Annotated in this window: 23 protein-coding genes and 1 tRNA gene; 15 read left to right on the forward strand and 9 right to left on the reverse strand. The window is 58.0% G+C overall.

The genetic code is table 11. The annotated features are described in order from the left end of the window. The first annotated feature begins 126 nt into the window (after positions 1 to 126). From recA to SLH49_RS12655, 4 genes are all read left to right on the forward strand, one after another. Positions 127 to 1,209: a recombinase RecA gene (recA, locus tag SLH49_RS12640; RefSeq protein ID WP_320269497.1), complete on the forward strand. Its 1,083-nt coding sequence runs from the start codon at positions 127 to 129 to the stop codon at positions 1,207 to 1,209. 169 nt (positions 1,210 to 1,378) lie between these two features. Beyond that, entirely contained in the window at positions 1,379 to 4,033 is a 2,655-nt protein-coding gene (gene alaS / locus SLH49_RS12645; protein WP_320269498.1) for an alanine--tRNA ligase, read from the forward strand. Beyond that, entirely contained in the window at positions 4,030 to 4,317 is a 288-nt protein-coding gene (locus tag SLH49_RS12650) for a DUF1330 domain-containing protein (protein ID WP_320269499.1), read from the forward strand. The genes alaS and SLH49_RS12650 overlap by 4 nt, the downstream gene beginning before the upstream one ends. Continuing rightward, complete coding sequence (locus tag SLH49_RS12655; RefSeq protein ID WP_320269500.1) at positions 4,314 to 4,784, forward strand: MOSC domain-containing protein; 471 nt, start codon at positions 4,314 to 4,316, stop codon at positions 4,782 to 4,784. The genes SLH49_RS12650 and SLH49_RS12655 overlap by 4 nt, the downstream gene beginning before the upstream one ends. 53 nt (positions 4,785 to 4,837) lie before the next feature. Here SLH49_RS12655 and typA read toward each other — a convergent pair whose 3' ends face one another. Next, positions 4,838 to 6,655 carry a translational GTPase TypA gene (gene typA, locus SLH49_RS12660; RefSeq protein WP_320269501.1) on the reverse strand — a complete coding sequence of 606 codons (1,818 nt, stop codon included), beginning with the start codon at positions 6,653 to 6,655 and terminating at the stop codon, positions 4,838 to 4,840. A 213-nt stretch (positions 6,656 to 6,868) separates the two neighbouring features. On the opposite strand from typA, the gene SLH49_RS12665 reads away from it, so the two are divergent. Next, on the forward strand, positions 6,869 to 7,765 hold the full coding sequence (locus SLH49_RS12665; protein ID WP_320269502.1) for a transferrin-binding protein-like solute binding protein: 897 nt from the start codon (positions 6,869 to 6,871) through the stop codon (positions 7,763 to 7,765). Between the two features lie 51 nt (positions 7,766 to 7,816). Here the strand turns inward: SLH49_RS12665 and SLH49_RS12670 are convergent, their stop codons facing one another. Continuing rightward, positions 7,817 to 9,025: an NADP-dependent isocitrate dehydrogenase gene (locus tag SLH49_RS12670; protein WP_320269503.1), complete on the reverse strand. Its 1,209-nt coding sequence runs from the start codon at positions 9,023 to 9,025 to the stop codon at positions 7,817 to 7,819. A 99-nt stretch (positions 9,026 to 9,124) separates the two neighbouring features. Beyond that, positions 9,125 to 9,201 (reverse strand) — tRNA-Ile (locus tag SLH49_RS12675). 133 nt (positions 9,202 to 9,334) lie between these two features. On the opposite strand from SLH49_RS12675, the gene purM reads away from it, so the two are divergent. From purM to SLH49_RS12695, 4 genes are all read left to right on the forward strand, one after another. Next, positions 9,335 to 10,375: a phosphoribosylformylglycinamidine cyclo-ligase gene (gene purM, locus SLH49_RS12680; RefSeq protein WP_320269504.1), complete on the forward strand. Its 1,041-nt coding sequence runs from the start codon at positions 9,335 to 9,337 to the stop codon at positions 10,373 to 10,375. Next, a complete protein-coding gene (gene purN, locus SLH49_RS12685; protein ID WP_320269505.1) occupies positions 10,372 to 10,968 on the forward strand; it encodes a phosphoribosylglycinamide formyltransferase in 597 nt (198 codons plus the stop codon). The genes purM and purN overlap by 4 nt, the downstream gene beginning before the upstream one ends. Before the next feature lie 96 nt (positions 10,969 to 11,064). Next, positions 11,065 to 12,222, forward strand: coding sequence for a ribonuclease D (gene rnd / locus SLH49_RS12690; RefSeq protein WP_320269506.1), 1,158 nt, complete (start codon positions 11,065 to 11,067; stop codon positions 12,220 to 12,222). A gap of 55 nt (positions 12,223 to 12,277) precedes the next feature. Further along, positions 12,278 to 12,685 carry a SufE family protein gene (locus tag SLH49_RS12695; RefSeq protein ID WP_320269507.1) on the forward strand — a complete coding sequence of 136 codons (408 nt, stop codon included), beginning with the start codon at positions 12,278 to 12,280 and terminating at the stop codon, positions 12,683 to 12,685. Here SLH49_RS12695 and SLH49_RS12700 read toward each other — a convergent pair. From SLH49_RS12700 to SLH49_RS12715, 4 genes are read right to left on the reverse strand one after another with little or no spacing between them, the layout of a single operon-like run. After that, positions 12,682 to 13,305: a DUF1638 domain-containing protein gene (locus SLH49_RS12700; RefSeq protein WP_320269508.1), complete on the reverse strand. Its 624-nt coding sequence runs from the start codon at positions 13,303 to 13,305 to the stop codon at positions 12,682 to 12,684. The genes SLH49_RS12695 and SLH49_RS12700 overlap by 4 nt on opposite strands. Continuing rightward, positions 13,302 to 13,637: a YbjQ family protein gene (locus tag SLH49_RS12705; protein ID WP_320240194.1), complete on the reverse strand. Its 336-nt coding sequence runs from the start codon at positions 13,635 to 13,637 to the stop codon at positions 13,302 to 13,304. Before SLH49_RS12705 ends, SLH49_RS12700 begins: the two co-directional genes overlap by 4 nt. After that, the gene (locus SLH49_RS12710; protein WP_320269509.1) at positions 13,618 to 13,839 is read right to left on the reverse strand and encodes a hypothetical protein; all 222 of its coding nucleotides are present in this window, start codon (positions 13,837 to 13,839) and stop codon (positions 13,618 to 13,620) included. The genes SLH49_RS12705 and SLH49_RS12710 overlap by 20 nt, the downstream gene beginning before the upstream one ends. Before the next feature lie 52 nt (positions 13,840 to 13,891). Beyond that, positions 13,892 to 14,599: a B12-binding domain-containing protein gene (locus SLH49_RS12715; RefSeq protein ID WP_320269510.1), complete on the reverse strand. Its 708-nt coding sequence runs from the start codon at positions 14,597 to 14,599 to the stop codon at positions 13,892 to 13,894. 132 nt (positions 14,600 to 14,731) lie between these two features. Between SLH49_RS12715 and SLH49_RS12720 the strand changes: the two genes are divergently transcribed. Further along, a complete protein-coding gene (locus SLH49_RS12720) occupies positions 14,732 to 15,814 on the forward strand; it encodes a PA0069 family radical SAM protein (protein ID WP_320269511.1) in 1,083 nt (360 codons plus the stop codon). Between the two features lie 255 nt (positions 15,815 to 16,069). Here SLH49_RS12720 and bmt read toward each other — a convergent pair whose 3' ends face one another. Both bmt and SLH49_RS12730 read right to left on the reverse strand, forming a co-directional pair. Next, positions 16,070 to 17,086 carry a betaine--homocysteine S-methyltransferase gene (bmt, locus tag SLH49_RS12725; protein ID WP_320269512.1) on the reverse strand — a complete coding sequence of 339 codons (1,017 nt, stop codon included), beginning with the start codon at positions 17,084 to 17,086 and terminating at the stop codon, positions 16,070 to 16,072. 144 nt (positions 17,087 to 17,230) lie between these two features. Next, positions 17,231 to 17,545 (reverse strand): DUF1476 domain-containing protein, encoded by a 315-nt coding sequence (locus SLH49_RS12730; protein WP_320240199.1) that lies wholly within the window; start codon positions 17,543 to 17,545, stop codon positions 17,231 to 17,233. Between the two features lie 132 nt (positions 17,546 to 17,677). Here SLH49_RS12730 and purC point away from each other — a divergent pair, with 132 nt between their 5' ends. From purC to SLH49_RS12755, 5 genes are read left to right on the forward strand one after another with little or no spacing between them, the layout of a single operon-like run. Continuing rightward, positions 17,678 to 18,442: a phosphoribosylaminoimidazolesuccinocarboxamide synthase gene (gene purC / locus SLH49_RS12735; RefSeq protein ID WP_320269513.1), complete on the forward strand. Its 765-nt coding sequence runs from the start codon at positions 17,678 to 17,680 to the stop codon at positions 18,440 to 18,442. A gap of 15 nt (positions 18,443 to 18,457) precedes the next feature. Further along, positions 18,458 to 18,688, forward strand: a complete 231-nt coding sequence (purS, locus tag SLH49_RS12740; protein WP_320269514.1) for a phosphoribosylformylglycinamidine synthase subunit PurS — start codon at positions 18,458 to 18,460, stop codon at positions 18,686 to 18,688. After that, a complete protein-coding gene (gene purQ / locus SLH49_RS12745) occupies positions 18,688 to 19,356 on the forward strand; it encodes a phosphoribosylformylglycinamidine synthase subunit PurQ (protein WP_320269515.1) in 669 nt (222 codons plus the stop codon). The genes purS and purQ overlap by 1 nt, the downstream gene beginning before the upstream one ends. 44 nt (positions 19,357 to 19,400) lie before the next feature. Next, the gene (locus SLH49_RS12750; protein ID WP_320269516.1) at positions 19,401 to 21,155 is read left to right on the forward strand and encodes a sensor histidine kinase; all 1,755 of its coding nucleotides are present in this window, start codon (positions 19,401 to 19,403) and stop codon (positions 21,153 to 21,155) included. A 10-nt stretch (positions 21,156 to 21,165) separates the two neighbouring features. Then, positions 21,166 to 22,497, forward strand: coding sequence for a sigma-54 dependent transcriptional regulator (locus SLH49_RS12755; RefSeq protein ID WP_320240204.1), 1,332 nt, complete (start codon positions 21,166 to 21,168; stop codon positions 22,495 to 22,497). Positions 22,498 to 22,598: the final 101 nt, after the last annotated feature.

Below are 22,598 nucleotides of genomic sequence, written 5' to 3' on the forward strand. Positions count from 1 at the left end.
CTGAAGGTGAATGTGTAAAATTTATGTTGCAATGTTCTGGTTTTGATCTCATTAAGGTTTGAGAACACAATGAGAACAAAGCAGTGATTGCCGCCCGCCGGGCTGCATGAAATAAGGACAGGAAAGATGGCAACGGCAGAACTCCTCAAAATGGATAACAAGAAGACTGCGGATAAGGAAAAGGCGCTGGAATCGGCGCTGGCGCAGATTGAGCGGCAATTCGGCAAAGGCTCGATCATGAAGCTGGGGGCGAATAACCCGCAGGCGGATATCGAGGCGACGTCGACCGGCTCGCTCGGTCTGGACATCGCGCTTGGGATTGGTGGGCTGCCCAAGGGCCGGATTATTGAGATTTACGGGCCAGAATCGTCAGGAAAGACCACGCTGACGCTGCATGCCATTGCCGAAGAGCAGAAAAAGGGCGGTGTCTGCGCTTTTGTGGATGCGGAACACGCGCTGGACCCGGCCTACGCCAAGAAACTGGGCGTCAATCTGGACGAACTGCTGATTTCGCAGCCAGACACCGGTGAGCAGGCGCTTGAGATTGTCGATACGCTGGTCCGCTCCGGTGCTGTGAACATGGTGATCGTCGACTCAGTTGCGGCATTGACGCCGAAGTCCGAGCTTGAAGGTGACATGGGCGACAGCAGCGTCGGTGTGCATGCCCGCCTGATGAGCCAGGCGATGCGCAAGCTTACCGGCTCCATCAACCGCTCCGGCTGCATGGTGATCTTTATCAACCAGATCCGGATGAAAATCGGCGTCATGTTTGGCTCGCCTGAGACAACAACGGGCGGTAATGCATTAAAATTCTACGCCTCTGTCCGCCTTGATATTCGCCGTATCGGTGCGTTGAAGGATCGCGACGAGGTTGTGGGAAACGCAACCCGTGTGAAAGTGGTGAAAAACAAGGTCGCACCGCCCTTCAAGCAGGTCGAATTCGACATCATGTATGGCGAAGGCATCTCGAAGATGGGCGAACTTCTGGACCTTGGCGTCAAGGCCGGGGTGGTCGAGAAATCCGGCGCCTGGTTCTCTTACGGCGATGAGCGGATTGGACAAGGGCGTGAGAATTCCAAGCTGTTCCTGAAAGAAAATCCGTCGGTGGCTTTGGAGATTGAGGACAAAATCCGAGCGGCCCACGGGCTCGATTTTGACCTGCCCGAAGGCAGCCATGATGATGGCGATGATGATCTGGTCGAGGTCTGAACATACGCATTGGGTGCTGTCTGAAACGACTGCATCGCTACATGGTGATAGAATACCTGGGAAGGGGTGTCGCAATCGCGGCACCCTTTTTCGTCAGGCGCTGTGGACAGCACCTTGGGCCGAGGCTATTTCTCGCAGCCAGTGAAACACAACGCATCGAAAGCCTGCCATGACCAGCCTTGCTGACATCCGATCGACCTTTCTGTCCTACTTTGAAAAGCAGGGTCATGCGGTCGTGGCCTCCAGCCCGCTGGTGCCGCGCAACGACCCGACGCTGATGTTCGCCAATTCAGGGATGGTGCAGTTCAAGAACCTATTCACCGGGGTTGAGACGCGCGACTACAAGCGTGCGACCACAAGCCAGAAATGTGTGCGGGCTGGCGGCAAGCACAATGACCTCGACAATGTGGGTTACACGGCCCGGCATCATACGTTTTTCGAAATGCTGGGGAATTTCAGCTTTGGTGACTACTTCAAGTCCGAAGCGATCCCTTTTGCTTGGGAGCTCCTCACCAAAGATTTCGAAATTGATGCGTCGCGTTTGCTGACGACCGTTTATCACACGGATGACGAAGCCTTTGATCTTTGGAAGAAAATCGGTGTGCCAGAAGACCGGATCATCCGCATCGCGACAGATGACAACTTCTGGCGCATGGGGCCGACGGGACCTTGCGGACCCTGCACCGAGATTTTCTATGATCACGGCGATCATATCTGGGGCGGTCCTCCGGGATCAGCTGAGGAAGACGGTGACAGGTTCATCGAGATCTGGAACCTCGTGTTCATGCAGGATGAGCAGTTCGACAACGGCTCGATGACGCCACTCCCGATGCAGTCGATTGATACGGGCATGGGGTTGGAGCGGATTGGTGCATTGCTGCAGGGAAAGCACGACAATTACGACACGGACCTGATGCGCGCCCTGATTGAGGCGTCTGCGGATGCGACATCCACCGATCCTGATGGCGACGGCAACACCCACCATCGGGTGATCGCGGACCATCTACGCTCCACCTCTTTCCTGATCGCTGAGGGCGTGCTGCCGTCCAATGAAGGGCGCGGCTACGTCCTGCGCCGGATCATGCGGCGCGCGATGCGGCATGCGCATCTTTTGGGCAGCAAGGACCCGGTGATGCATCGGCTCGTCCCTGCGCTGGTGCAGAAGATGGGCGCGGCTTACCCGGAGCTGGGGCAGGGCCAGAAGCTGATCGAAGAGACGCTCTTGAACGAAGAGGTGCGGTTCAAGCAGACGCTCGACCGTGGGCTGAAACTGCTTGAAGATGAGTTGTCGGGCTTGCTCGAAGATGCGGCTTTGCCGGGCGAAGCGGCGTTTAAGCTTTATGACACATATGGCTTCCCCCTCGACCTGACACAGGATGCATTGCGTGAAAAGGGGCGCGCTGTCGACACTGATGGTTTTGACGCAGCGATGGCGGCGCAGAAAGCGAAGGCGCGCGCCGCATGGTCCGGTACGGGCGAGGCTGCTGATAGCGCTATCTGGTTTGATGTCGCGGATGCCAGCGGTAGCACCGACTTTCTGGGATACGACACGTTAGAGGCTGAGGGTCAGATCGTCGCTTTGGTCGTGGATGGTGCTTTGACTGACGAGGCTGCGGCTGACGTACAGATTGTTCTGAACCAGACGCCGTTTTATGCAGAGGCGGGCGGTCAGGTCGGCGATGCAGGTATCCTGACGACCGAAACCGGGACCGCTGAGATCACGGACACAAAGAAGGTGACTGATGTCTATGTGCATTTCGCCAAGGTCACGCAAGGGGCGCTCAGCAAAGGGCAGGGCGCTGCTTTGCGGGTCGATCCCCAGCGGCGCAGTCAGATTCAGGCGAACCATTCTGCCACCCATCTGTTGAACGAGGCATTGCGCGAAACCCTGGGCGATCATGTGGTGCAGCGCGGGTCGCTCAATGCGCCGGATCGGTTGCGGTTTGATTTCAGCCATAACAAGGCCGTATCGCTGGAAGAGCTTGAACAGATCGAGCGTGACGTAAATGCCGTCATTCGCCAGAACGGCAGCGTCGAGACACGGATCATGACACCGGATGATGCGCGCGCAATGGGCGCGCAGGCGCTTTTTGGCGAGAAATATGGTGATGAGGTGCGCGTCGTCTCCATGGGCCGCAAGGAGGGGTCGGGTAAGGGCACGGACGGGCACACCTATTCGCTTGAGCTTTGCGGTGGCACGCATGTCAGGCAATTGGGTGAAATCGGCACCTTTGTGACCCTGGGCGACAGTGCCTCCAGCGCAGGGGTGCGCCGGATCGAGGCGCTGACCGGGCAGGCGGCGTTGGACTACCTGCGCCAGCAGGATCACCGGCTGTCACAAGCGGCTCTAGCGCTCAAGGCGCCTGCTGCCGAAGTTGCTGACCGGGTGAAGGCGCTTCTCGAAGAACGCAGGTCACTCGCCAATGAGGTTGCGCAGTTACGTCGTGAGATGGCGATGGGCGGCGGCGCGAAAGCGGCTACACCGTCCGAGGTCATCAATGGCGTCGCGTTTCAGGCGCAGGTTCTCAGCGGCGTGACGGGCAAGGATCTGCCGTCGCTCATTGACGAGATCAAGGCGCAGATGGGTAGCGGGGCTGTGATGCTGATCGCCGATACGGGCGGCAAGGCGGCAGTGGCTGTCGGCGTAACCGACGACATGACGGGCCGGGTATCGGCGGTGGATATTTTGCGTGCGGCGACCCCGGAATTAGGCGGAAAGGGCGGTGGGGGCCGCCCGGATATGGCGCAGGGTGGTGGAGCGTCTGCGGAAAACGCCGAGGGCGCTTTCGCTGCGGCAAAGAAAGTCTTGGAGGAATTGTCATGAGCGCACTCTGGATTGCCCATGTGAAGGTCACGGACGAGGCGGCCTATGGCGAGTATGCCAAACGCGCGACGGGCGCGATTGCCGATCATGGCGGTGTCTTTCTGGCACGCGGCGGCGCTTATGAGCAGTTGGAGGGTCCAGATCGCCCCCGTAATGTGGTTGCGCGCTTTTCCAGCTTGCAGGCGGCGCATGATTGCTACTATTCGGACGCTTATCAGGAGGCGCTGAGTTTTGCCAAAGGGGCCAGTCAGCGCGAATTGAGTATCGTCGAAGAGCTTGCGTGAAAGGCCAGCTGGCCGAGATGATGGCGCGACACGCGGTGCCGGGGCGCCTCGAATGGATTGGTCTGCGCGCTGCGCGACACGCTCCGCTCAATATCGTCAGTGAAGCGGAGCTGACGGAGGCTGGTTTGGTCGGTGATCATGGTCGTGCAGGCAAACGAGCCGTGACCCTGATTCAGGCAGAATATCTGCCAGTCATCGCCGCCTTGTCCGGACATGCGCGTATCGCACCTGAACAGTTACGACGCAATCTCGTCGTTTCCGGGCTGAACCTTCTTGCGATCCGCAAAGGACCTCTGCAGATCGGCGATGCCATCATTGACCTACAAGGCCCATGTCCGCCCTGTTCCCGGATGGAAACGGAACTGGGATCGGGCGGCTATAATGCCATGCGCGGACATGGCGGTTGGTATGCATCGGTGATCACGCCAGCACGGATCAGCACCGACGCTGTCGTTAAGCCCGCGTAGGCAGACTTTCGCAGAAAGTCTGTTGCCAAAGTTTCGATGAAACTTTGCCTGGCTCAACCAGCGCGTGCTTGCCGCTTGCGTTCATGCGGGTCGAGATAGCGTTTGCGCAGCCTCACGGCGTTGGGCGTCACTTCGACCAGTTCGTCATTGTCAATGTAGGCAATCGCCTGCTCCAGTGACATGATTGTGGGAGGGGTGAGCCGCACGGCTTCATCACTGCCGGATGCGCGGATATTGGTGAGCTTCTTGCCCTTCAGCGGGTTCACCTCAAGATCGTTTTCGCGGCTATGTTCCCCGATGATCATACCGGTATACACGGCCTCTTGCGCGCCAATGAACATCTTGCCGCGCTCTTCAAGGTTCCAAAGCGCAAAGGCGACAGAAGTGCCGTTTTCCATCGAAATCAACACACCTTGCCGACGCCCGTCGATCTTGCCCTTGTAGGGCGTCATGCCGTGGAAGAGCCGGTTCAGCACGCCAGAGCCGCGCGTATCCGTCAGAAACTCGCCGTGATAGCCAATCAGCCCGCGTGACGGAACATGCGCGATGATGCGCGTTTTGCCTGCACCGGCGGGTTTCATCTCAACCAGATCGCCCTTGCGGGGCCCGGTCAGTTTTTCGACGACAACACCGGTATATTCGTCGTCCACATCAATCGTCACCTCTTCGACCGGTTCCATGCGCTCACCCGCTTCTTCGGTAAAGATCACCTGCGGGCGCGAAATCGACAGCTCAAAGCCTTCCCGACGCATGTTTTCGATGAGCACGCCCATCTGGAGCTCTCCACGGCCCGACACCTCAAACGCGTCGCCGCCGGGCGTATCGGCGATCTTGATGGCCACGTTGACTTCAGCCTCTTTCAGCAACCGCTCACGGATGACGCGGGATTGCACCTTTTTGCCGTCACGACCGGCCAGCGGGCTGTCATTGATGCCAAAGGTGACTGTGATGGTTGGCGGGTCAATCGGCTGCGCGGGGATCGGTGTATTGATACTGACATCGCAGAGGGTGTCGGCCACCGTTGCCTTGGTCATGCCCGCGATAGTGACGATGTCGCCTGCCTCGGCCAGATCAATCGGTTGCTGTGCTAATCCACGGAAAGCGAGCACTTTCGAGACGCGGAACTGCTCGATCTTGTCGCCCTCGCGCGACAGGGCCTTTACCGTATCGCCAGCCTTGAGCGTGCCTGCCTCAACCCGGCCCGTCAGAATGCGCCCGATGAACGGATCGGCCGAGAGGGTCGTCGCGAGCATCTGAAACGGTTCATCCTTGCGGCTAATCTGGGCCGGTGTCGGCACATGGTCGACGATCAGATCAAAGAGCGCATCAAGGTTCTCGCGCGGACCATCAAGCTCCGCATCACACCAGCCTGACCGTCCGGACGCATACATCGCCGGGAAATCCAGTTGCTCATCCGTTGCATCCAACGCGGCGAATAGGTCAAACACCGCATCAATAGCCTTATCCGGCTCTCCATCCGGCTTGTCGACCTTGTTGACGACAACGATGGGGCGCAGACCCAAAGCGAGCGCCTTTGACGTCACAAATTTCGTCTGCGGCATCGGACCTTCCGCGGCATCGACGAGCAGGACGACACCATCCACCATCGACAGAATCCGTTCCACTTCGCCGCCGAAATCGGCGTGGCCGGGCGTGTCGACGATATTGATCCGGGTCCCTTTCCATTCGACTGATGTGCATTTGGCAAGGATCGTGATGCCCCGCTCACGTTCAATATCGTTGCTGTCCATCGCGCGTTCGGTGATCGCCTCATTGTCGCGGAAAACGCCCGATTGTTTGAGGAGTTCATCAACCAGCGTCGTCTTGCCGTGGTCAACATGCGCGATGATCGCGATATTGCGGATATCCATTGCCTGCAGCCTTTTGGGTAAGTTGCGGCGCGGATAGCGTGCAATTGCAGCAAAGGCCAGCCCCTAAAGGCGGTAGGTCAAAACGAGTATTCAACTGGCATCAGGGACAGGCAAGAAATCACCGGTTCGGCGCCTCGCATTATCGTCGTGTCAACATTTGGCCCTAAAGTTGCAATACCGGTACCGATGAAAATGAAGCCATAGGAAGTCTAGATGAAGATCAGCTTGTTGAGGTCAGCCGTTGTTCTGGTTGGAATGCTTGCGCTCGCGGCCTGCGGGGGGGGTGGTGGCAGCTCATCCAGCGGCGGTGGCAGTGGCGGCGGCGGTGGCTCTTCGAGCGGTACGAATGGTTTAGACTTCGGTGCCAACGGGCAAGAACTCTCTGACGCAGAAGGTGCAGACGTAACCATGCGCTCTGCCAGTTTTCAGGCTGGCAATGGCCCCAGTATTGAAGATGCGACAATCACCTTGGACGCTGGCTTCTTTAATGGTGGTACGGCCAATATTGATGGTCGTATTGAGATTTTTGGGCAAAGCGTCGACATTACAAATGGCGCGGGGACCCTGCCGACAGGTGAAAACGTAGTGGTCGTCTTTGAACCCGACCGTGCTGGTACATATGCTGCAGCACTGGAAGTTCAGGTGTCAGCCGGTACGGGCAGTATTGACGGCGAGCAGGCCTATGTGTTTGGGTTTGAGACGAACCCCTCTCAAATTGCGGCCCGGACAAGTGGCACAGCAACATATAGCGGTGATTTTCTCGCCTTCGGATCGCTGAACGGGTCGTCGAACACGCAAACCGACTATGAAGGCCAGATCACGGTCGTTGTAGATTTTACCGGCTCAGGAAATGCAGACGTAGACCTGGATGGGCGATTGAACGGGGCGACGGATGTCGATTTGTCCGCTGACAACTTGGCCATTTCAGAGAACGGTTTTGACGGGTCTCTGAGCTGCGATACCGGATGTTCTGGTGGCGGATCATCAATTGATGCAACCTTTTATGGGCCAAATGCCGTTGAGCTTGGTGGTGTGCTCGATATCGATGTTAATGTCGGCGCTGACAGCTTTGATGGCGTTGGCACATTCGTGATTGATCAGGAACCCTAAGGAAGGGTGCCTGCGGCGAGGGCGATTAAGGTGGTCCCCGCCCACTCAGCCTTACATCGCAGCGTTCAGGTTTTCGTCGATCTTCTCTAGGAAGCCTTCGGTGGTGAGCCAACCTTGGTCCGGGCCCACAAGAAGGGCCAGATCCTTGGTCATGAAACCGCTTTCCACCGTGTCGACGATCACCTTTTCCAAGGTCTCGGCAAAGGCTTGGAGCTGTGCGTTGTCGTCGAGCTTAGCGCGATGCTTCAGCCCGCCGGTCCATGCAAAGATGGACGCGATGGAGTTCGTTGATGTTGCCTGACCTGCCTGATGCTGACGATAGTGACGGGTGACGGTGCCGTGGGCGGCTTCAGCTTCAACAATTTTGCCATCGGGTGTCATGAGCTGCGACGTCATCAGACCCAAAGACCCAAAGCCTTGGGCGACCGTGTCTGATTGGACGTCGCCGTCGTAATTCTTGCAGGCCCAGACAAACTTGCCCGACCATTTCATGGCCGAGGCGACCATGTCGTCGATCAGGCGATGCTGGTACTCAATCCCCAATTCATCGAATTTCTCTTTGAATTCCTCCTCAAACACTTTCTCAAACAGGTCCTTGAAGCGTCCGTCATAGGCTTTGAGGATTGTGTTCTTGGTCGAAAGATAAACCGGCCAGCCCAGATTCAGGCCGTAATTGAAGGAAGCACGGGCGAAGTCGATGATGGAGGCATCAAGGTTATACATCCCCATCGCAACACCGGCAGACGGGCTGTCAAAGACCTCTTTTTCGATGATCGTGCCGTCTTCGCCTTCGAACTTCATGGTCAGTTTGCCGGGACCGGGCATCAGAAAGTCGGTCGCCTTGTACTGATCCCCAAAGGCGTGGCGGCCAATCACAATCGGGTCGGTCCATCCGGGAACCAACCGGGGAACGTTCTTGCATATGATGGGTGCACGGAACACCACGCCGCCCAGAATGTTGCGGATCGTTCCGTTTGGAGAGCGCCACATCTTCTTGAGGCCAAACTCCTCAACCCGCGCCTCATCCGGCGTAATCGTCGCGCATTTGACGCCCACACCGACTTCTTTGATCTTTTCGGCCGCGTCGATGGTGATCTGGTCGTTCGTCTCGTCACGCACTTCCATCGCGAGGTCATAATAGAGCAGGTCGATATCCAGATAAGGTAAGATCAGCTTTTGCTTGATGAAATCCCACATGATGCGGGTCATTTCGTCCCCGTCGAGTTCAACAATAGGGTTTTCGACCTTGATCTTCGACATATCCGCGCTCCGCACTCGCTGGTGATCCTTTTGCTGCAATAGCGTAAAGGAATGCGTACGAAAAGTCTTCTGTATGCATTTGTATACGAAAAACGGAGGTGGTAGGCCCGGCAGGACTTGAACCCGCAACCAAAGCGTTATGAGCGCTCTGCTCTAACCAATTGAGCTACAGGCCCTCCGGCACTTGGCGTAGTCAGAAGCTGCAGGGTGGTCAAGCCAGAATATGCATTCGGTCGGGGCTGCAAATCCTTGTTCCCTTTGCCACAGCGATGCGGTAACGACCGGCGCAAATCTGACGGGAGACGCCCCATGACCAAAAACGGCCTGACCTATTCCGACGCGGGCGTGGACATCGATGCAGGCAATGCGCTGGTTGAGCGGATCAAACCGGCCGCCAAGCGGACAGAGCGGTCGGGAGTCATGGCGGGGTTGGGGGGCTTTGGTGGCCTTTTTGATCTAAAAGCGGCGGGCTATGTCGATCCCGTTCTTGTGGCGGCGACTGACGGTGTTGGCACGAAACTGCGGATCGCGATTGAGACCGGAAATGTCGACGGTATTGGCATTGATCTGGTGGCGATGTGTGTCAACGACCTGATCTGTCAGGGCGCGGAACCCTTGTTTTTCCTTGATTATTTTGCGACTGGCAAATTGGATCTGGATAGTGCCGAGGCGGTGATCAAGGGCATCGCGGCGGGTTGCGAGAAAGCTGAATGCGCCCTGATCGGTGGTGAAACAGCCGAGATGCCCGGCATGTATCAGTCGGGCGACTTTGACCTCGCTGGCTTTGCCGTCGGCGCGATGGAGCGGGGCAATCATCTGCCGAAAGAGGTGCAGGAAGGTGATGTGATCCTTGGCGTTGCATCGGACGGCATCCATTCAAACGGCTATTCCTTGGTGCGCCGGATTGTCGAAATGTCGGGCTTAGGCTGGGAAGACGATTGTCCTTGGGGTGCGGGAACGCTGGGCGCAGCCCTCTTGCAACCGACCCGCATCTACGTCCGCCCTGCAAGCGCCGCGCATCATGCACAAGCCGTGCACGCCTACGCCCACATCACCGGCGGTGGCCTTACTGAAAATCTCCCGCGGATCTTGCCAGAAGGGCTGACCGCAGAGATCGATCTGAACGCCTGGACCTTACCGCCGATCTTTGCGTGGCTTGCCAAAACCGGCGGTATTGCCGAGCCTGAGATGCTGAAAACGTTCAATTGCGGGGTCGGGTTCGCCATAATCTGCGCGCCAGAGGCGAAGTCAGCAGCAATGGACGCCTTCAAAGCATCAGGCGAAGAGGTGTTTGAGATCGGGCGCGTGAGCGCAGGGGACGACATCCGCTATCACGGCGCACTTTTGTGACGAAACGCGTCGCGATCCTGATCTCGGGCAGCGGGTCGAACATGGTTGCACTCGCCCAATCGATGACGGGCGATCATCCGGCCCGGCCCGTACTTGTCATCTCCAATGATCCTCAGGCCGGGGGGCTGGCAAAGGCCCGGGCTTTGCATATCCCCACGTTTGCTATTGATCACAAACCCTTCGGGAAGGATCGCGCTGCATTTGAGGGCGCGCTGCATCAAGCTCTGGTCACTGCCAAAGTCGATATCATCTGTCTTGCCGGCTTTATGCGCATCCTCACGGCGGATTTCGTCAGCAAATGGGAAGGGTGCATGCTCAACATCCATCCGTCGCTCTTGCCGAAATACAAAGGGCTGGAAACCCACGCGCGCGCACTGGCGGCAGGCGATAAGATCCACGGATGCACCGTGCACGAGGCCACCGCCGCCCTCGATGATGGTCCTATTCTGGGGCAGGCCCGGATTGACATCCGCCCGGATGATACGGCCGAAACGCTTGCAGCACGGCTCTTGCCTTTGGAGCATCAGCTTTACCCTGCTGTCCTGCGCCGCTTCGCAGCAGAGGACAAAACGCCGGTCTTGCTCGGCCACTAAGCGACGTTCCGCGCTGACCGGCTTTTATTCCACTGCAATTTCACTTAAACCACCGTTAACGGTTGGGCGGGGGTCCCTACGCGTCACGGAACAAGAATGAAAAAAGTCACGACGACTGATGCGCTGGCCGCATTCTGTGCTGAAGCTGCAAAACGTCCCTATGTCACTGTCGATACAGAGTTTTTGCGCGAGCGGACTTATTATTCAAAGCTCTGCCTTGTCCAGCTGGCCTATCAGGATGAGACGGGGGAAGACGCGGTTCTGGTTGATCCGCTGGAGGAGGGGCTGTCGCTCGCCCCGCTTTATGACCTTTTTCGCGATGTCGGTGTGGTCAAGGTGTTTCATGCGGCGCGTCAGGATCTTGAGATTTTCTTTGTCGATGCAGGCGTGATCCCGGAGCCTCTTTTTGACACGCAGGTCGCCGCCATGGTCTGCGGTTTCGGAGAGCAGGTGGGTTACGAGACGCTTGTGCGCAAGATCGCAAAATCCAGTTTGGACAAATCCTCGCGTTTCACCGATTGGTCACGACGTCCGCTGACCGAGGCGCAGGCGAAATACGCTTTGGCCGACGTGACTCACTTGCGCGACATCTACGAGTATCTGTCAGACAGATTGCAGAAGTCGGGGCGCAAGAAATGGGTGGCCGAGGAAATGGCGCTGCTGAAGGACCCCGCCACCTATCAATCCGACCCGGATGAGGCATGGCGCCGGATCAAGACCCGCACGACGTCGGGCCGCTTTCTGGCCATCGTGCGCGAATTGGCGCGCTTTCGCGAGGCATATGCGCAAGAGCGGAACATCCCCCGCAATCGGGTTTTCAAGGATGATGCGCTGGTCGAACTTGCGTCGACCAAGCCGCAGACCGAACAGGATCTGGGCCGGTCTCGCCTTTTGCTGCGCGAGGCCCGAAAAGGCGACATTGCCGAGGGGATCATCGCCAGTATCAAGGCGGGCCTCGCCGTCGCCCCGGAGGATATGCCGCAAGCCGACCAAAGCCGCGCCAAGCTGCAGGTCAACCCCGCCTTGGCCGACATGCTGCGCGTGCTTCTCAAATCCAAAACCGATGATGAGGGCGTGGCGCAAAAGCTAATTGCGTCTTCCGCTGATCTCGATGCGCTTGCCGCCGGCGACCGGGATGTCCCCGCGCTGAAGGGCTGGCGGCGCGAGGTCTTTGGTCAGGATGCGATCCGGCTTTGTGAAGGGCAGGTGGGGCTCGCCGTCAAAGGGCAGAAAGTCGTCACCGTCACCCTTTAATCTGGACGCGCGGCGGGTATGCGCCTACATCACCGCCAAAGGCAAAGAGGCGCGGATGGCAAACCCCGATTTTGAAGAACTGGTCGACACGTTTGAATTCCTGGATGATTGGGAAGACCGTTATCGCCATGTGATCGACATGGGCAAGGCCATGCCGCCCTTGGAAGATGCACTGCGCGTGCCTGCGGCCAAGGTGGATGGCTGCGCCAGCCAGGTCTGGCTCGTTCCGCAGATCAAGGATGGTATTTTCACCTTTCGCGGCGAAAGCGACGCCATGATCGTGCGCGGGCTGATTGCGGTTCTGATCGCGCTTTACAATGAACAACCTGTGGCGGAGGTGGTCAAAACAGACGCCGCCGCGGAATTGGGCCGGCTGGGCCTGAACGATCACCTGTCTGCCCAACGCTCAAACGGATTGCGGGCGATGGTCGAACGCATTCGCGAGACGGCAGCTGCGGCTTAAAGCTTAGCTAGCGACTCTGGCAGGTCACCGTATCCGGTAAACCTGCGTTCAAACGCCAGACCGAGCCTTTCCGCGCATTCCTCCGCCTTTTCAGTCAGCGCGGCATCCTCGGTCTGAGCCTGATAGACGAGCTTATCATAGTTGCCAAAATACATCTCGCGCAGGTCCGGGTGCCGGTCGAGGCCCAATGGTTTCCAGACGAAAGCGTCAAACTGACGGACAAGGAAATCGGTGAGGTAGAAGGCCGTCATCTCGTCCCGGGCGGCAAAGGTCTCATTGCCTTCGAAGAATGAATAGCAGTGCGGTCCCGGTACCATCTCCACGCCCATCTCTTCGCAAGCAGCTTGCAGCAATCCGCCCGTGCCGCAATCGGCATAAACGACAAACACTGACGCATAATCATTCCGGTGGGCTGTGACGGCTTCGCGTACAGCAGGCACGATCCGTTCGGGGTGATTATGCAGGATGGCGGGCAGGCATTGCAGGTCCAGATGATCCCACCCATTTGCTGCCTTGATCGCCAGTATTTCGCGCGCCAGCGCCCCGCAGGCGATGAGCAAAACCCGGCCTTGGCCATCAGGGGCGAGGCCTTCTTTCGTTAGTGCCGCGTCGCTGATCACACCAGTTTCACGGCTGTGCCGTAGGCGACGATCTCGGATGCGCCTTCCATGATGGCCGATGTCTCCATGCGGCAGCCAACGATGGCATTGGCGCCCATCGCTGTCGCATCGGCGACCATTCGGTCGAGCGCCTGCTCTCGCGCGCCTGCCATGAGAGAGGAATACCCCGACACTTCACCGCCCACGACCGTTTTCAACCGTGCGACGATGTCGGTCCCGATATGCTTGGCCCGCACCGTTGATCCGCGCACCAGACCGATGACTTGTGTGATTTCGCGCCCGGGCACCGTGTCGGTTGTGCAGATCAAGAAACTAGTTTTTGAACCGGTCATAATGGTCGTCTTCTTTGTTGCCCAAACGCTCTGACACCACGCGCCAGCCGATATAGGCGACCAGCGCCACGACGCTCAGCAAGCCCAATCCGATCAGTGGCGGCATCTGCGTGCTCGCAAAAATCAGAACACCGCCATAGACGGTGATGCCGGCAGCGGCTAAAACGCAAACGATAATGAGGACAAGTCGGTCGAGCGGCATGCTGGTCTCCTTCGCAGATCAGATATGCATGAATGACCCGCATTGGAAGATATCAGGCCATGGCCGCACCCTGATTGTGCTTGCGCGCCATGAATGTCTTTGCCGTCTCCACGGCGACAGCAGCGTCGCGGCAATAAGCATCAGCCCCAATGGCTTTGCCAAATTCCTCATTCAAAGGCGCACCACCTACCAGCACGACATAGTCGTCGCGTAGCCCTTTCTCGACCATCGTATCAATCACGACCTTCATGTAGGGCATCGTGGTTGTGAGCAGGGCTGACATGCCAAGGATATCCGGCTGCTCCGCCTCCAGCGCCTCCAGATAGGCCTCAACAGCGTTGTTGATGCCGAGGTCCACAACCTCAAAGCCCGCGCCTTCCATCATCATGGACACGAGGTTTTTGCCGATATCGTGGATGTCACCCTTGACCGTGCCGATCACCATCTTGCCGACACGCGGTGCACCGGTTTCAGCCAGCAGCGGTTTGAGGATCGCCATGCCGCCCTTCATCGCATTCGCGGCGAGCAGCACTTCGGGCACGAACAGTATACCGTCGCGGAAGTCATGACCCACAATTGTCATACCGCCGACCAGAGCCTCTGTCAGAATCCGGTAAGGCTCCCACCCGCGTTCGAGCAGGATGTTCACCCCTTCCTCGATCTCTTCCTTCATGCCATCATAAAGGTCGTCGAACATCTGCGCGACGAGATCCTCGTCGTTCAGTTCGGACAGGATGATGTCATCTTCTTCGTCAGACATGGAAACCCTCATTAATCGGCTGTTTTTACAGTAGTGCGCCCGATTGCATCTTTCGACCTGCACAATAGCGACATTCGCATATGCGCGACCGACTTGCATTGTGTTTGTTCATGAAATGTTCTAATAAACATTATGTCTGAACATTCGGTTCAAAAGTCGCATCGCACCCCTGGGCGGGCCGCTGGTTCGAACCCGCATAACCGATTTGATCAGATCAGCGTAGAGGCTGTTGATGACGGTTGGGCGCAAGATGAGGAGTTGCCAGTCCTGCGGACCGAAGTCCGGGATGAGCAGGCGCGCAAGGTCATTTCGCGCAACACCTCTCCTGACCTGTCCTTTGACCGCTCGATCAATCCCTATCGCGGTTGTGAGCATGGCTGCATCTATTGCTTTGCGCGCCCAAGCCACGCTTTTTTGGGCTATTCGCCGGGCCTCGATTTTGAGACGAAGCTGATTGCGCGCCCGAACGCGGCAGAGCGGTTGCGGGCGGAGTTGTCCAACCCGCGTTACAAACCCGCAATGATCGGGATCGGCACCAATACCGACCCTTACCAACCCATTGAGAAAGAGCGTAAAATCATGCGCGAGATCCTCGAAGTGTTGCGCGACTTCAATCACCCCGTCGGCATTGTCACAAAGGGGACTTTGATCGAGCGGGACATCGATATTCTGGCAGAGATGGCGGCCAAGGACCTGACTCGTGTTGGTATCTCTGTCACAACGCTCGATCCCAAGACCTCCCGCGTGATGGAGCCACGCGTGCCGCTACCCGCCGCGCGCTTGCGGACGATCCGGCGTCTGACGGATGCGGGCATTCCGGTGCGCGTGATGGTTTCACCCGTCGTACCTGCGCTGACAGATCATGAACTGGAAGCGATACTTGAAGCAGCGGCAGAGGGAGGCGCGGTTGCGGCATCCTCGATCATCCTGCGACTTCCGCGCGAAGTGGCCACTTTGTTCCGCGATTGGTTGACCGAGCACTACCCTGATCGCGCCGCCCGCGTAATGGGACGCGTGCGAGAATTGCATGGCGGCAAGGACTACGATCCCAGTTTTGGGACACGGATGGTCGGGCAGGGGCAATGGGCCGCGATGATGCAACAGCGCTTCAAGCGGGCAGCGCGGAAGCTGGGACTGGACCGGTCCTTGCCACCCCTGCGAACCAATCTCTTCGCCGTACCACCGCAGCCGGGCGATCAGCTTTCGCTGTTCTGAACGCAGAGCCCGCTGAGAGAACTGGAGCCTCCGGCGGAGGTATTTGTTGAACATGAGAAACAGATGACCCCCACACTGGCCTGCAAGGCCTGCGCGGGGGCTTCTCACGTTGCGGTCATCGGCTCCTCAGCCTGTACCGCCCGATCAGGCTGATGTGTTTTGGTTAAGCGCGGGTAAACATGAGCTTCTCATGTTCAAAAATACCTCGGGGGGCTGCCGTAGGCAGCGGGGGCAGCGCCCCCTCAGGCGGCTGTTTCAGGCGCGCCGCCTGCGTCCTCGCCGTGGGGTCGCTACCGGGCCTGCCCCGTCAGTGCCGTCCGACGCAGACGAAAAATCACCCAGTGCTGCGGCAATGACATCAAGCGTTGGCGCATGACTTCTGGGACGGGTCTCCAGCGCCTCGCGCATCGCGCGCAGGTGGTCTGGCGTTGTCCCGCAGCAGCCGCCAATAATCGTCGCACCGCTGTCGCGGGCAAGAACCGCATAATCCGCCATCAGCTCAGGTGTGCCATCGTAGTGGATGTGCCCGTCGTGGTATTTGGGGATGCCTGCATTGCCTTTCGCGATGATTGGCAGGCCCGGCCCTGCGGCAGTGAAGCCCAGAACGGTCCGCAACAGGTCCGATGCGCCAACACCACAATTCGCGCCAAAAGCAAGGGGTTGGTGGGTGATCTTCCCAATCTTTTTGACCATATCCGCCGATGTCAGTCCCATCATCGTCCGCCCTGCAGTGTCAAAGCTCATCGTGCCGCACCAGGGCATGCCGGCAAGGGCAAAGGCCTCGGCAGCGGCAACAAATTCTTCGGCCGCGCTGATGGTTTCAACCCACAGGACATCGGCGCCGCCCGCTTTTAGCCCCTCGGCCTGTTCGTGAAACATCTCAACAGCGCGTTCATGTGTCAGGCTACCCATGGGCGCCATGATTTCGCCCGTCGGGCCGACCGAACCGGCCACGACGATAGGCCGACCGGCTGCATCAGCCACCTCGCGCCCGAGTTCGGCGGCAACCTTATTGAGCTCGAAAACACGGCCCTCAGCACCATGCAGTTTCAGGCGCGATGCATTTGCGCCAAAACTGTTGGTCAGAAAGATGTCGCTGCCCGCATCAGCCGCACCCTTGTAGAGCGCGCGGATCTTCTCTGGATGATCGACATTCCAAAGCTCTGGCGCGTCGCCCGACATCAGACCCATATTGAACAGGTTCGTACCTGTCGCACCATCCGCCATCAACCAATCGCGTGTTTTGAGAAGTTCGGAAAGGGCGTTGGTCATGGTCTGTCTGCTCCGGTCAATTGTAGGGGGGTCGTTTGCATGTCTGCCGCTTGGCTGCAACGGCAAAGCATGCATGACGATTATGAGCCGCCTGCAAGAAAACCTTGCGGCAACACAAACCGGTTTACGATGTTGGGCGCAGATCTAGAGTTCGTTGAGCAATTGCTCTTTCGCTTCGACAAGAAACTCCGCCATCTTGGCGCGGATCGTCGCCTCGTCGGCCTTGTCGCCAAGATCGCCAGCGACCTTGCGATAAACATCTTCATGCCCGGCTTCTTCAAAGTCGGCCTTGATTACCTCTTTCGCATAGGAATCGGCGTCATCCCCCGATTTTCCCAGCAATCCTGCAGCCCAAAGGCCTAATAATTTGTTGCGCCGGGCCTCGGCTTTGAACTGCATTTCAGCATCATGGGCGAATTTCGCCTCAAAGGCATGTTCGCGATCGTCAAAGGTGTTCATGGAGCCCTCTTCTTTGGCAGAAACGTCATCTTTGATATGCCCCTGCTGGTGCTTGCCCGCAAGGGGGGCTTGCACTATGACGCGCACATGACGCGACCCAAACCGGGCCTGCGTATCGGTTAAGGGGTTGTGATGGCACGCCGCAAGAAGATTTACGAAGGCAAGGCAAAGATTCTTTACGAAGGTCCCGAACCGGGCACTCTGGTCCAGTATTTCAAGGATGATGCCACCGCCTACAACGCCGAAAAGAAGGCGGTGATCGAAGGCAAGGGTGTGCTGAACAACCGCCTGTCTGAGTTCTTCATGACCGGCCTCACGAATATCGGTATCCCAACCCATTTCATCAAGCGTCTGAACATGCGTGAACAATTGATCCGCCAGGTCGAGATCATCCCGCTGGAGGTAATCGTGCGCAATGTCGCGGCCGGTTCGATGGCCAAGCGGATGGGGATGGAAGAGGGCACAGCTTTGCCACGTCCGATTGTCGAGTTTTCCTACAAGGATGACAGTTTGGGCGACCCGTTGGTGCCCGAAGAATATATCATCGCCTTCGGCTGGGCGAGCCAGCAGGATCTGGATGATATCGTCAGCCTCGCCTTGCGCGTGAATGACTGGATGTCAGGTGTGATGTTTGGCGTTGGCATCAAGCTCATTGATTTCAAGATCGAGGTCGGTCGCGTCTGGGACAACGAGTTTCCCCGCCTGATCCTAGCCGACGAGATCAGCCCGGATAGCTGCCGTTTGTGGGATATCGAAACGGGACAAAAGCTCGACAAGGACGTGTTCCGCCGTGATCTGGGCAGCCTATCCGACGCCTACACCGAAGTGGCCCGCCGTCTGGGAGTAATGCCGTCAAATGTCACGCATCGGCCCGCAAAGCCCACACTCATCAACTGAATAAGGATGCCGCAAATGAAAGCCCGTGTGCATGTGATGCTGAAGAACGGTGTGCTCGATCCGCAGGGGGAGGCTGTGCGCCATGCGCTTGGCACGCTAGGGTTTGAGGGCGTTTCTGGTGTGCGCCAAGGCAAGGTGATTGAGTTGGACCTTGCGGACGGGACAACAGAGGACACCGTCAAGGACATGTGTGAAAAGCTGCTCGCCAATACGGTCATCGAAAGCTACCAGGTGGAGATGCTCTGATGCGCGCGGCTGTCATCGTCTTTCCGGGTTCGAACTGTGACCGCGACATGGCAGTGGCGCTGAAAGCCGCTGGGGCCGATGTCACGATGGTGTGGCACAAGGATGCGGCCTTGTCGGACAATGTTGACCTTGTTGCCGTGCCCGGAGGTTTCTCCTTTGGCGATTACCTGCGCTGCGGCGCGATTGCGGCGCAATCTCCGATCTGCAAGGCGCTAGTGGCGCATGTGGAGCGGGGGGGATATGCGCTCGGCGTTTGCAACGGATTTCAGGTGTTGACAGAAACGGGCTTGCTGCCGGGTGCGCTGATGCGCAATGCGGGTCTGAAGTTCATCTGCAAAACTGTTGATTTAAAAGTCGAAACCTCGGTAAGCGCCTTTACCGAAGGATATAATGCGGGCGATATTGTGGGCTTCCCGGTGGCACACCATGACGGGAACTACACCGCTGACGCAGAAACGCTCGCCACGCTTGAAGGTGAGGACCGTATCGCTTTCCGCTACACGGACAATCCAAACGGATCGCTTGCCGATATCGCGGGCCTTCTGTCTGAAAACCGCCGGGTTTTGGGCCTGATGCCCCATCCCGAACGCGCGGTGGATGCGGGTCATGGCGGCACCGACGGTCAGGCGCTTTTCCGCGGACTTTTGGGACAGTTTGCCCAAGCATAATCTGCGTTCTTGCTGCAATGCAGGCCACGCCTTAGACTGCGTGCATGGTAGAGTTGGGTAAATACAGTTTGCGACGGGGAAAAGGGCGCTGGTATCTGCGCCTCTCGATCCTCGTCATTTGCCTGTTTGCAGTCATCGTCATCTACGTCTCAAACCAGCTTCTGACCAAGCGCTTTACTGAGACCATCAGCAACCGGTCCGAGGTGCGCCTTGCCCTTTATGTGACTGGTTTGATGAGTGAGTTGCAGCGCAATTCGGTCGTTCCTCAGCTTCTATCGCGCGATCCGGAACTGATGAATGCGCTGGAAAGCAATGATTACTCGCTGTCGACGGCACGCCTTTTGTCCTTTGTTGATGAGATTGGTGCGGCATCGCTGACACTGCTTGATCGCGATGGCCGTGCTGTCGCAGCGACAGACCGCAATCAACTTGGGGCGATGCACCGCAATGCGCCGTATTTCGTCGATGCGCAGCGGAACAATCAGACCGTTTACAACACTTTCCGTAAGGAAGATGGTGGCTACGGCTTTATCTATTCGCGCCGGGTTGAGGTGAACGGTGAGTTTCGCGGTGTGATCATGGTTGAGGTCGATGTGCCGCGGATGGAACGCGGCTGGGCTGGCGTGTCGGATGCTGTCTTTGTGATGGACAGCGAAGGCACGATCATCATGTCGACCGAACCGCGCTGGCGCGGCCTGGGCGAGGAAGAGGCGCTGGCCCGACAATCGGCACCCTCGGCCATTCAGCGCGCGTTGCGTCTGACGCAAGGCTGGGCCGCGTTGCCAGCGGATGCCTATCTGCAAGGTGAAGCCGTGTTGCGGCGCGAGGTGCGGGTGCCGCATCAGGGCTGGCGGATGGTAAGTTTCACAACCTACGCGTCCGTTCGGCAGCAGGTGAACGGCATCCTCGCGCTGGAGGTGATGGGATTCGCCATCGTGCTCGCGGGTCTGTTCTGGTTTACGTCGCGCAAGACAGCCTCGCGTCTGGTCTTCTTTCAGCGCGAGTCAGCAGAGCTTCGCGCATTGAATCGCAGGCTGCAGCGGGAAATTGCCGAACGCGAGAAGGTTGAAAAGACCCTCCAAGTGGCCGAACAGACCATCGCGCAGTCATCCAAACTGGCCGCTTTGGGCGAGATGTCGGCGGCTGTGAGCCATGAATTGAACCAGCCGCTGGCTGCCATGAAAACCTACCTTGCCGGCGCGCGGCTCTTGCTGCAGCGCCAGCGGCCCGATGAAGCCTTGTCATCCTTTCAGCGGATCGATGACCTGCTGGAGCGGATGGGGGCGATCACGCGGCAGTTGAAATCCTACGCTCGCAAGGGTGCAGATGCGTTTGAACCCGTTGATACTAGGGCCGCCGTATCCACCGCGCTTGCGATGATGGAGCCGCAGCTGAAGACCCGGTCGGTGAATATTATTCGCAGCTTGCCCAATGAACCGGTGATGATCCTCGGCGATCGCCTACGGCTGGAGCAGGTGATTATCAACCTCCTGCGGAACGCCCTGGATGCCACAAAAGGGGCCAACAATCCGACGGTCGAGATCCTACTGGCAGCGGGCGACACGGTCAGCCTGCAGATCAGGGACAATGGCGAGGGGATCGAAAATCTCAACGAGCTTTTTGAGCCTTTCTACACCACAAAGGCTCCTGGCGATGGCGTCGGGTTGGGGCTTGCCATCTCCTCTGGCATCGTCAACGATTTGGGTGGGCGCCTGACCGCGCGTAACGCGGTTGATGGCGGGGCTATATTTGAGGTGCAGCTGCCCACGATGCGGCAGGACGTCGCCGCGGCAGAATGAGGAAAAGACCATGAACAAGGCAATGAAAATTGCAATTGTCGATGACGAAAAAGATATGCGTCAATCGATCAGTCAGTGGTTGGCGTTGTCTGGGTTCGACACAGAAACATATGCATCGGCGGAGGATGCGCTGAAGGGCTTGGGGAGTGACTTTCCCGGTATCGTGGTCAGCGACATCAAAATGCCCGGCATGGACGGGATGCAGTTTCTGAAGAAATTGAAAGGTGTCGACAGTTCGCTTCCCGTGATCATGATCACCGGTCACGGCGATGTGCCCATGGCCGTCGAGGCGATGAGGGTTGGTGCCTACGATTTCCTTGAAAAACCGTTCAACCCGGATCGCATGACGGAACTGGCCAAAAAGGCCACGCAGGCGCGGCGTTTGACGCTTGATAATCGTGCGCTACGCAAGGAACTCTCAGACGGTTCGGCGTTGATGGGCAAGCTGATTGGCCAATCCGCCCCGATGGAGCGGCTGAAAGAAGATATCTTGGATCTGGGGCAGGCGGATGGCCATGTGCTGGTCGAGGGTGAAACCGGGACTGGCAAGACACTGGTTGCCCATGCACTTCACGCCGTGGGTGCGCGCGCTAACAAGAAGTTCGTGCTGCTCAGCTGCTCTGCCTATGACGAAGAAACGTTGGCACGCCATATCTTTGGCCCAGCGAAAGAAGATGAACCGATCCCTGCGATGGAAGAGGCGCGCGGTGGGACGCTGGTGCTCGAAGATATTGAGGCGCTGAGCCATCCGCTGCAAGCCCGCCTTCTGACGGCGATCAACGATCAGGGAACACCGGCGGAGACGCGCATCGTCGCGATCTGTAACCTGCAGGAACAGAACAAAACCTGTGAAAGCGTATTGCGCCCCGATCTGTTCTACCGCCTCGCGGCCTTGCGGATCACCGTTCCGCCGTTACGGCAACGTGGCGAGGACATCCTGATGCTCTTCACACGGCTCAGCGAGCAATTTGCCGACGAATACGGCTGCGACGCGCCAGAGGTCAGCGCGCAAGAGGCGGCACAATTGCTGCAGGCCCCGTGGCCGGGCAACGTGCGCCAGCTGATTAATGTGGCCGAACGTGCCGTTTTGCAGAACCGTCGCGGCACAGGCTCTATCGCGTCGCTTCTGATGGCCGATACCGAAGAAACCAAACCGGCCATGACCACCGAAGGCAAACCATTGAAAGAGTTTGTTGAGGCTTTTGAGCGTATGCTGATTGACAACACGATGCGGCGGCACAAAGGCTCTATCGTGTCTGTGATGGAAGAACTCTGTCTGCCGCGCCGGACGTTGAACGAAAAGATGGCGAAATACGGATTGCAGCGGTCCGACTATCTTTGATCAAGCCGTTATCCGAAGATTTGCCTCCCCAGAAACGACCACTTGTGTCGGGGGGGCATCCTCCCTTATGTAGGTGATACGGATGCTCGTGCGTTGGTTGT

This window comes from Cognatiyoonia sp. IB215446 (assembly GCF_033963825.1).
Lineage (GTDB): Bacteria > Pseudomonadota > Alphaproteobacteria > Rhodobacterales > Rhodobacteraceae > Yoonia.

Coding starts and splice junctions, on each gene's coding strand:
- recA (WP_320269497.1), top strand. CDS start 127: ATGGCAACGGCAGAACTCCTCAAAATGGATAACAAGAAGACTGCGGAT.
- alaS (WP_320269498.1), top strand. CDS start 1,379: ATGACCAGCCTTGCTGACATCCGATCGACCTTTCTGTCCTACTTTGAA.
- SLH49_RS12650 (WP_320269499.1), top strand. CDS start 4,030: ATGAGCGCACTCTGGATTGCCCATGTGAAGGTCACGGACGAGGCGGCC.
- typA (WP_320269501.1), bottom strand. CDS start 6,655: ATGGATATCCGCAATATCGCGATCATCGCGCATGTTGACCACGGCAAG.
- SLH49_RS12665 (WP_320269502.1), top strand. CDS start 6,869: ATGAAGATCAGCTTGTTGAGGTCAGCCGTTGTTCTGGTTGGAATGCTT.
- SLH49_RS12670 (WP_320269503.1), bottom strand. CDS start 9,025: ATGTCGAAGATCAAGGTCGAAAACCCTATTGTTGAACTCGACGGGGAC.
- purM (WP_320269504.1), top strand. CDS start 9,335: ATGACCAAAAACGGCCTGACCTATTCCGACGCGGGCGTGGACATCGAT.
- rnd (WP_320269506.1), top strand. CDS start 11,065: ATGAAAAAAGTCACGACGACTGATGCGCTGGCCGCATTCTGTGCTGAA.
- SLH49_RS12695 (WP_320269507.1), top strand. CDS start 12,278: ATGGCAAACCCCGATTTTGAAGAACTGGTCGACACGTTTGAATTCCTG.
- SLH49_RS12705 (WP_320240194.1), bottom strand. CDS start 13,637: ATGACCGGTTCAAAAACTAGTTTCTTGATCTGCACAACCGACACGGTG.
- SLH49_RS12710 (WP_320269509.1), bottom strand. CDS start 13,839: ATGCCGCTCGACCGACTTGTCCTCATTATCGTTTGCGTTTTAGCCGCT.
- SLH49_RS12715 (WP_320269510.1), bottom strand. CDS start 14,599: ATGTCTGACGAAGAAGATGACATCATCCTGTCCGAACTGAACGACGAG.
- SLH49_RS12720 (WP_320269511.1), top strand. CDS start 14,732: ATGTCTGAACATTCGGTTCAAAAGTCGCATCGCACCCCTGGGCGGGCC.
- bmt (WP_320269512.1), bottom strand. CDS start 17,086: ATGACCAACGCCCTTTCCGAACTTCTCAAAACACGCGATTGGTTGATG.
- SLH49_RS12730 (WP_320240199.1), bottom strand. CDS start 17,545: ATGAACACCTTTGACGATCGCGAACATGCCTTTGAGGCGAAATTCGCC.
- purC (WP_320269513.1), top strand. CDS start 17,678: ATGGCACGCCGCAAGAAGATTTACGAAGGCAAGGCAAAGATTCTTTAC.
- purS (WP_320269514.1), top strand. CDS start 18,458: ATGAAAGCCCGTGTGCATGTGATGCTGAAGAACGGTGTGCTCGATCCG.
- purQ (WP_320269515.1), top strand. CDS start 18,688: ATGCGCGCGGCTGTCATCGTCTTTCCGGGTTCGAACTGTGACCGCGAC.
- SLH49_RS12750 (WP_320269516.1), top strand. CDS start 19,401: ATGGTAGAGTTGGGTAAATACAGTTTGCGACGGGGAAAAGGGCGCTGG.
- SLH49_RS12755 (WP_320240204.1), top strand. CDS start 21,166: ATGAACAAGGCAATGAAAATTGCAATTGTCGATGACGAAAAAGATATG.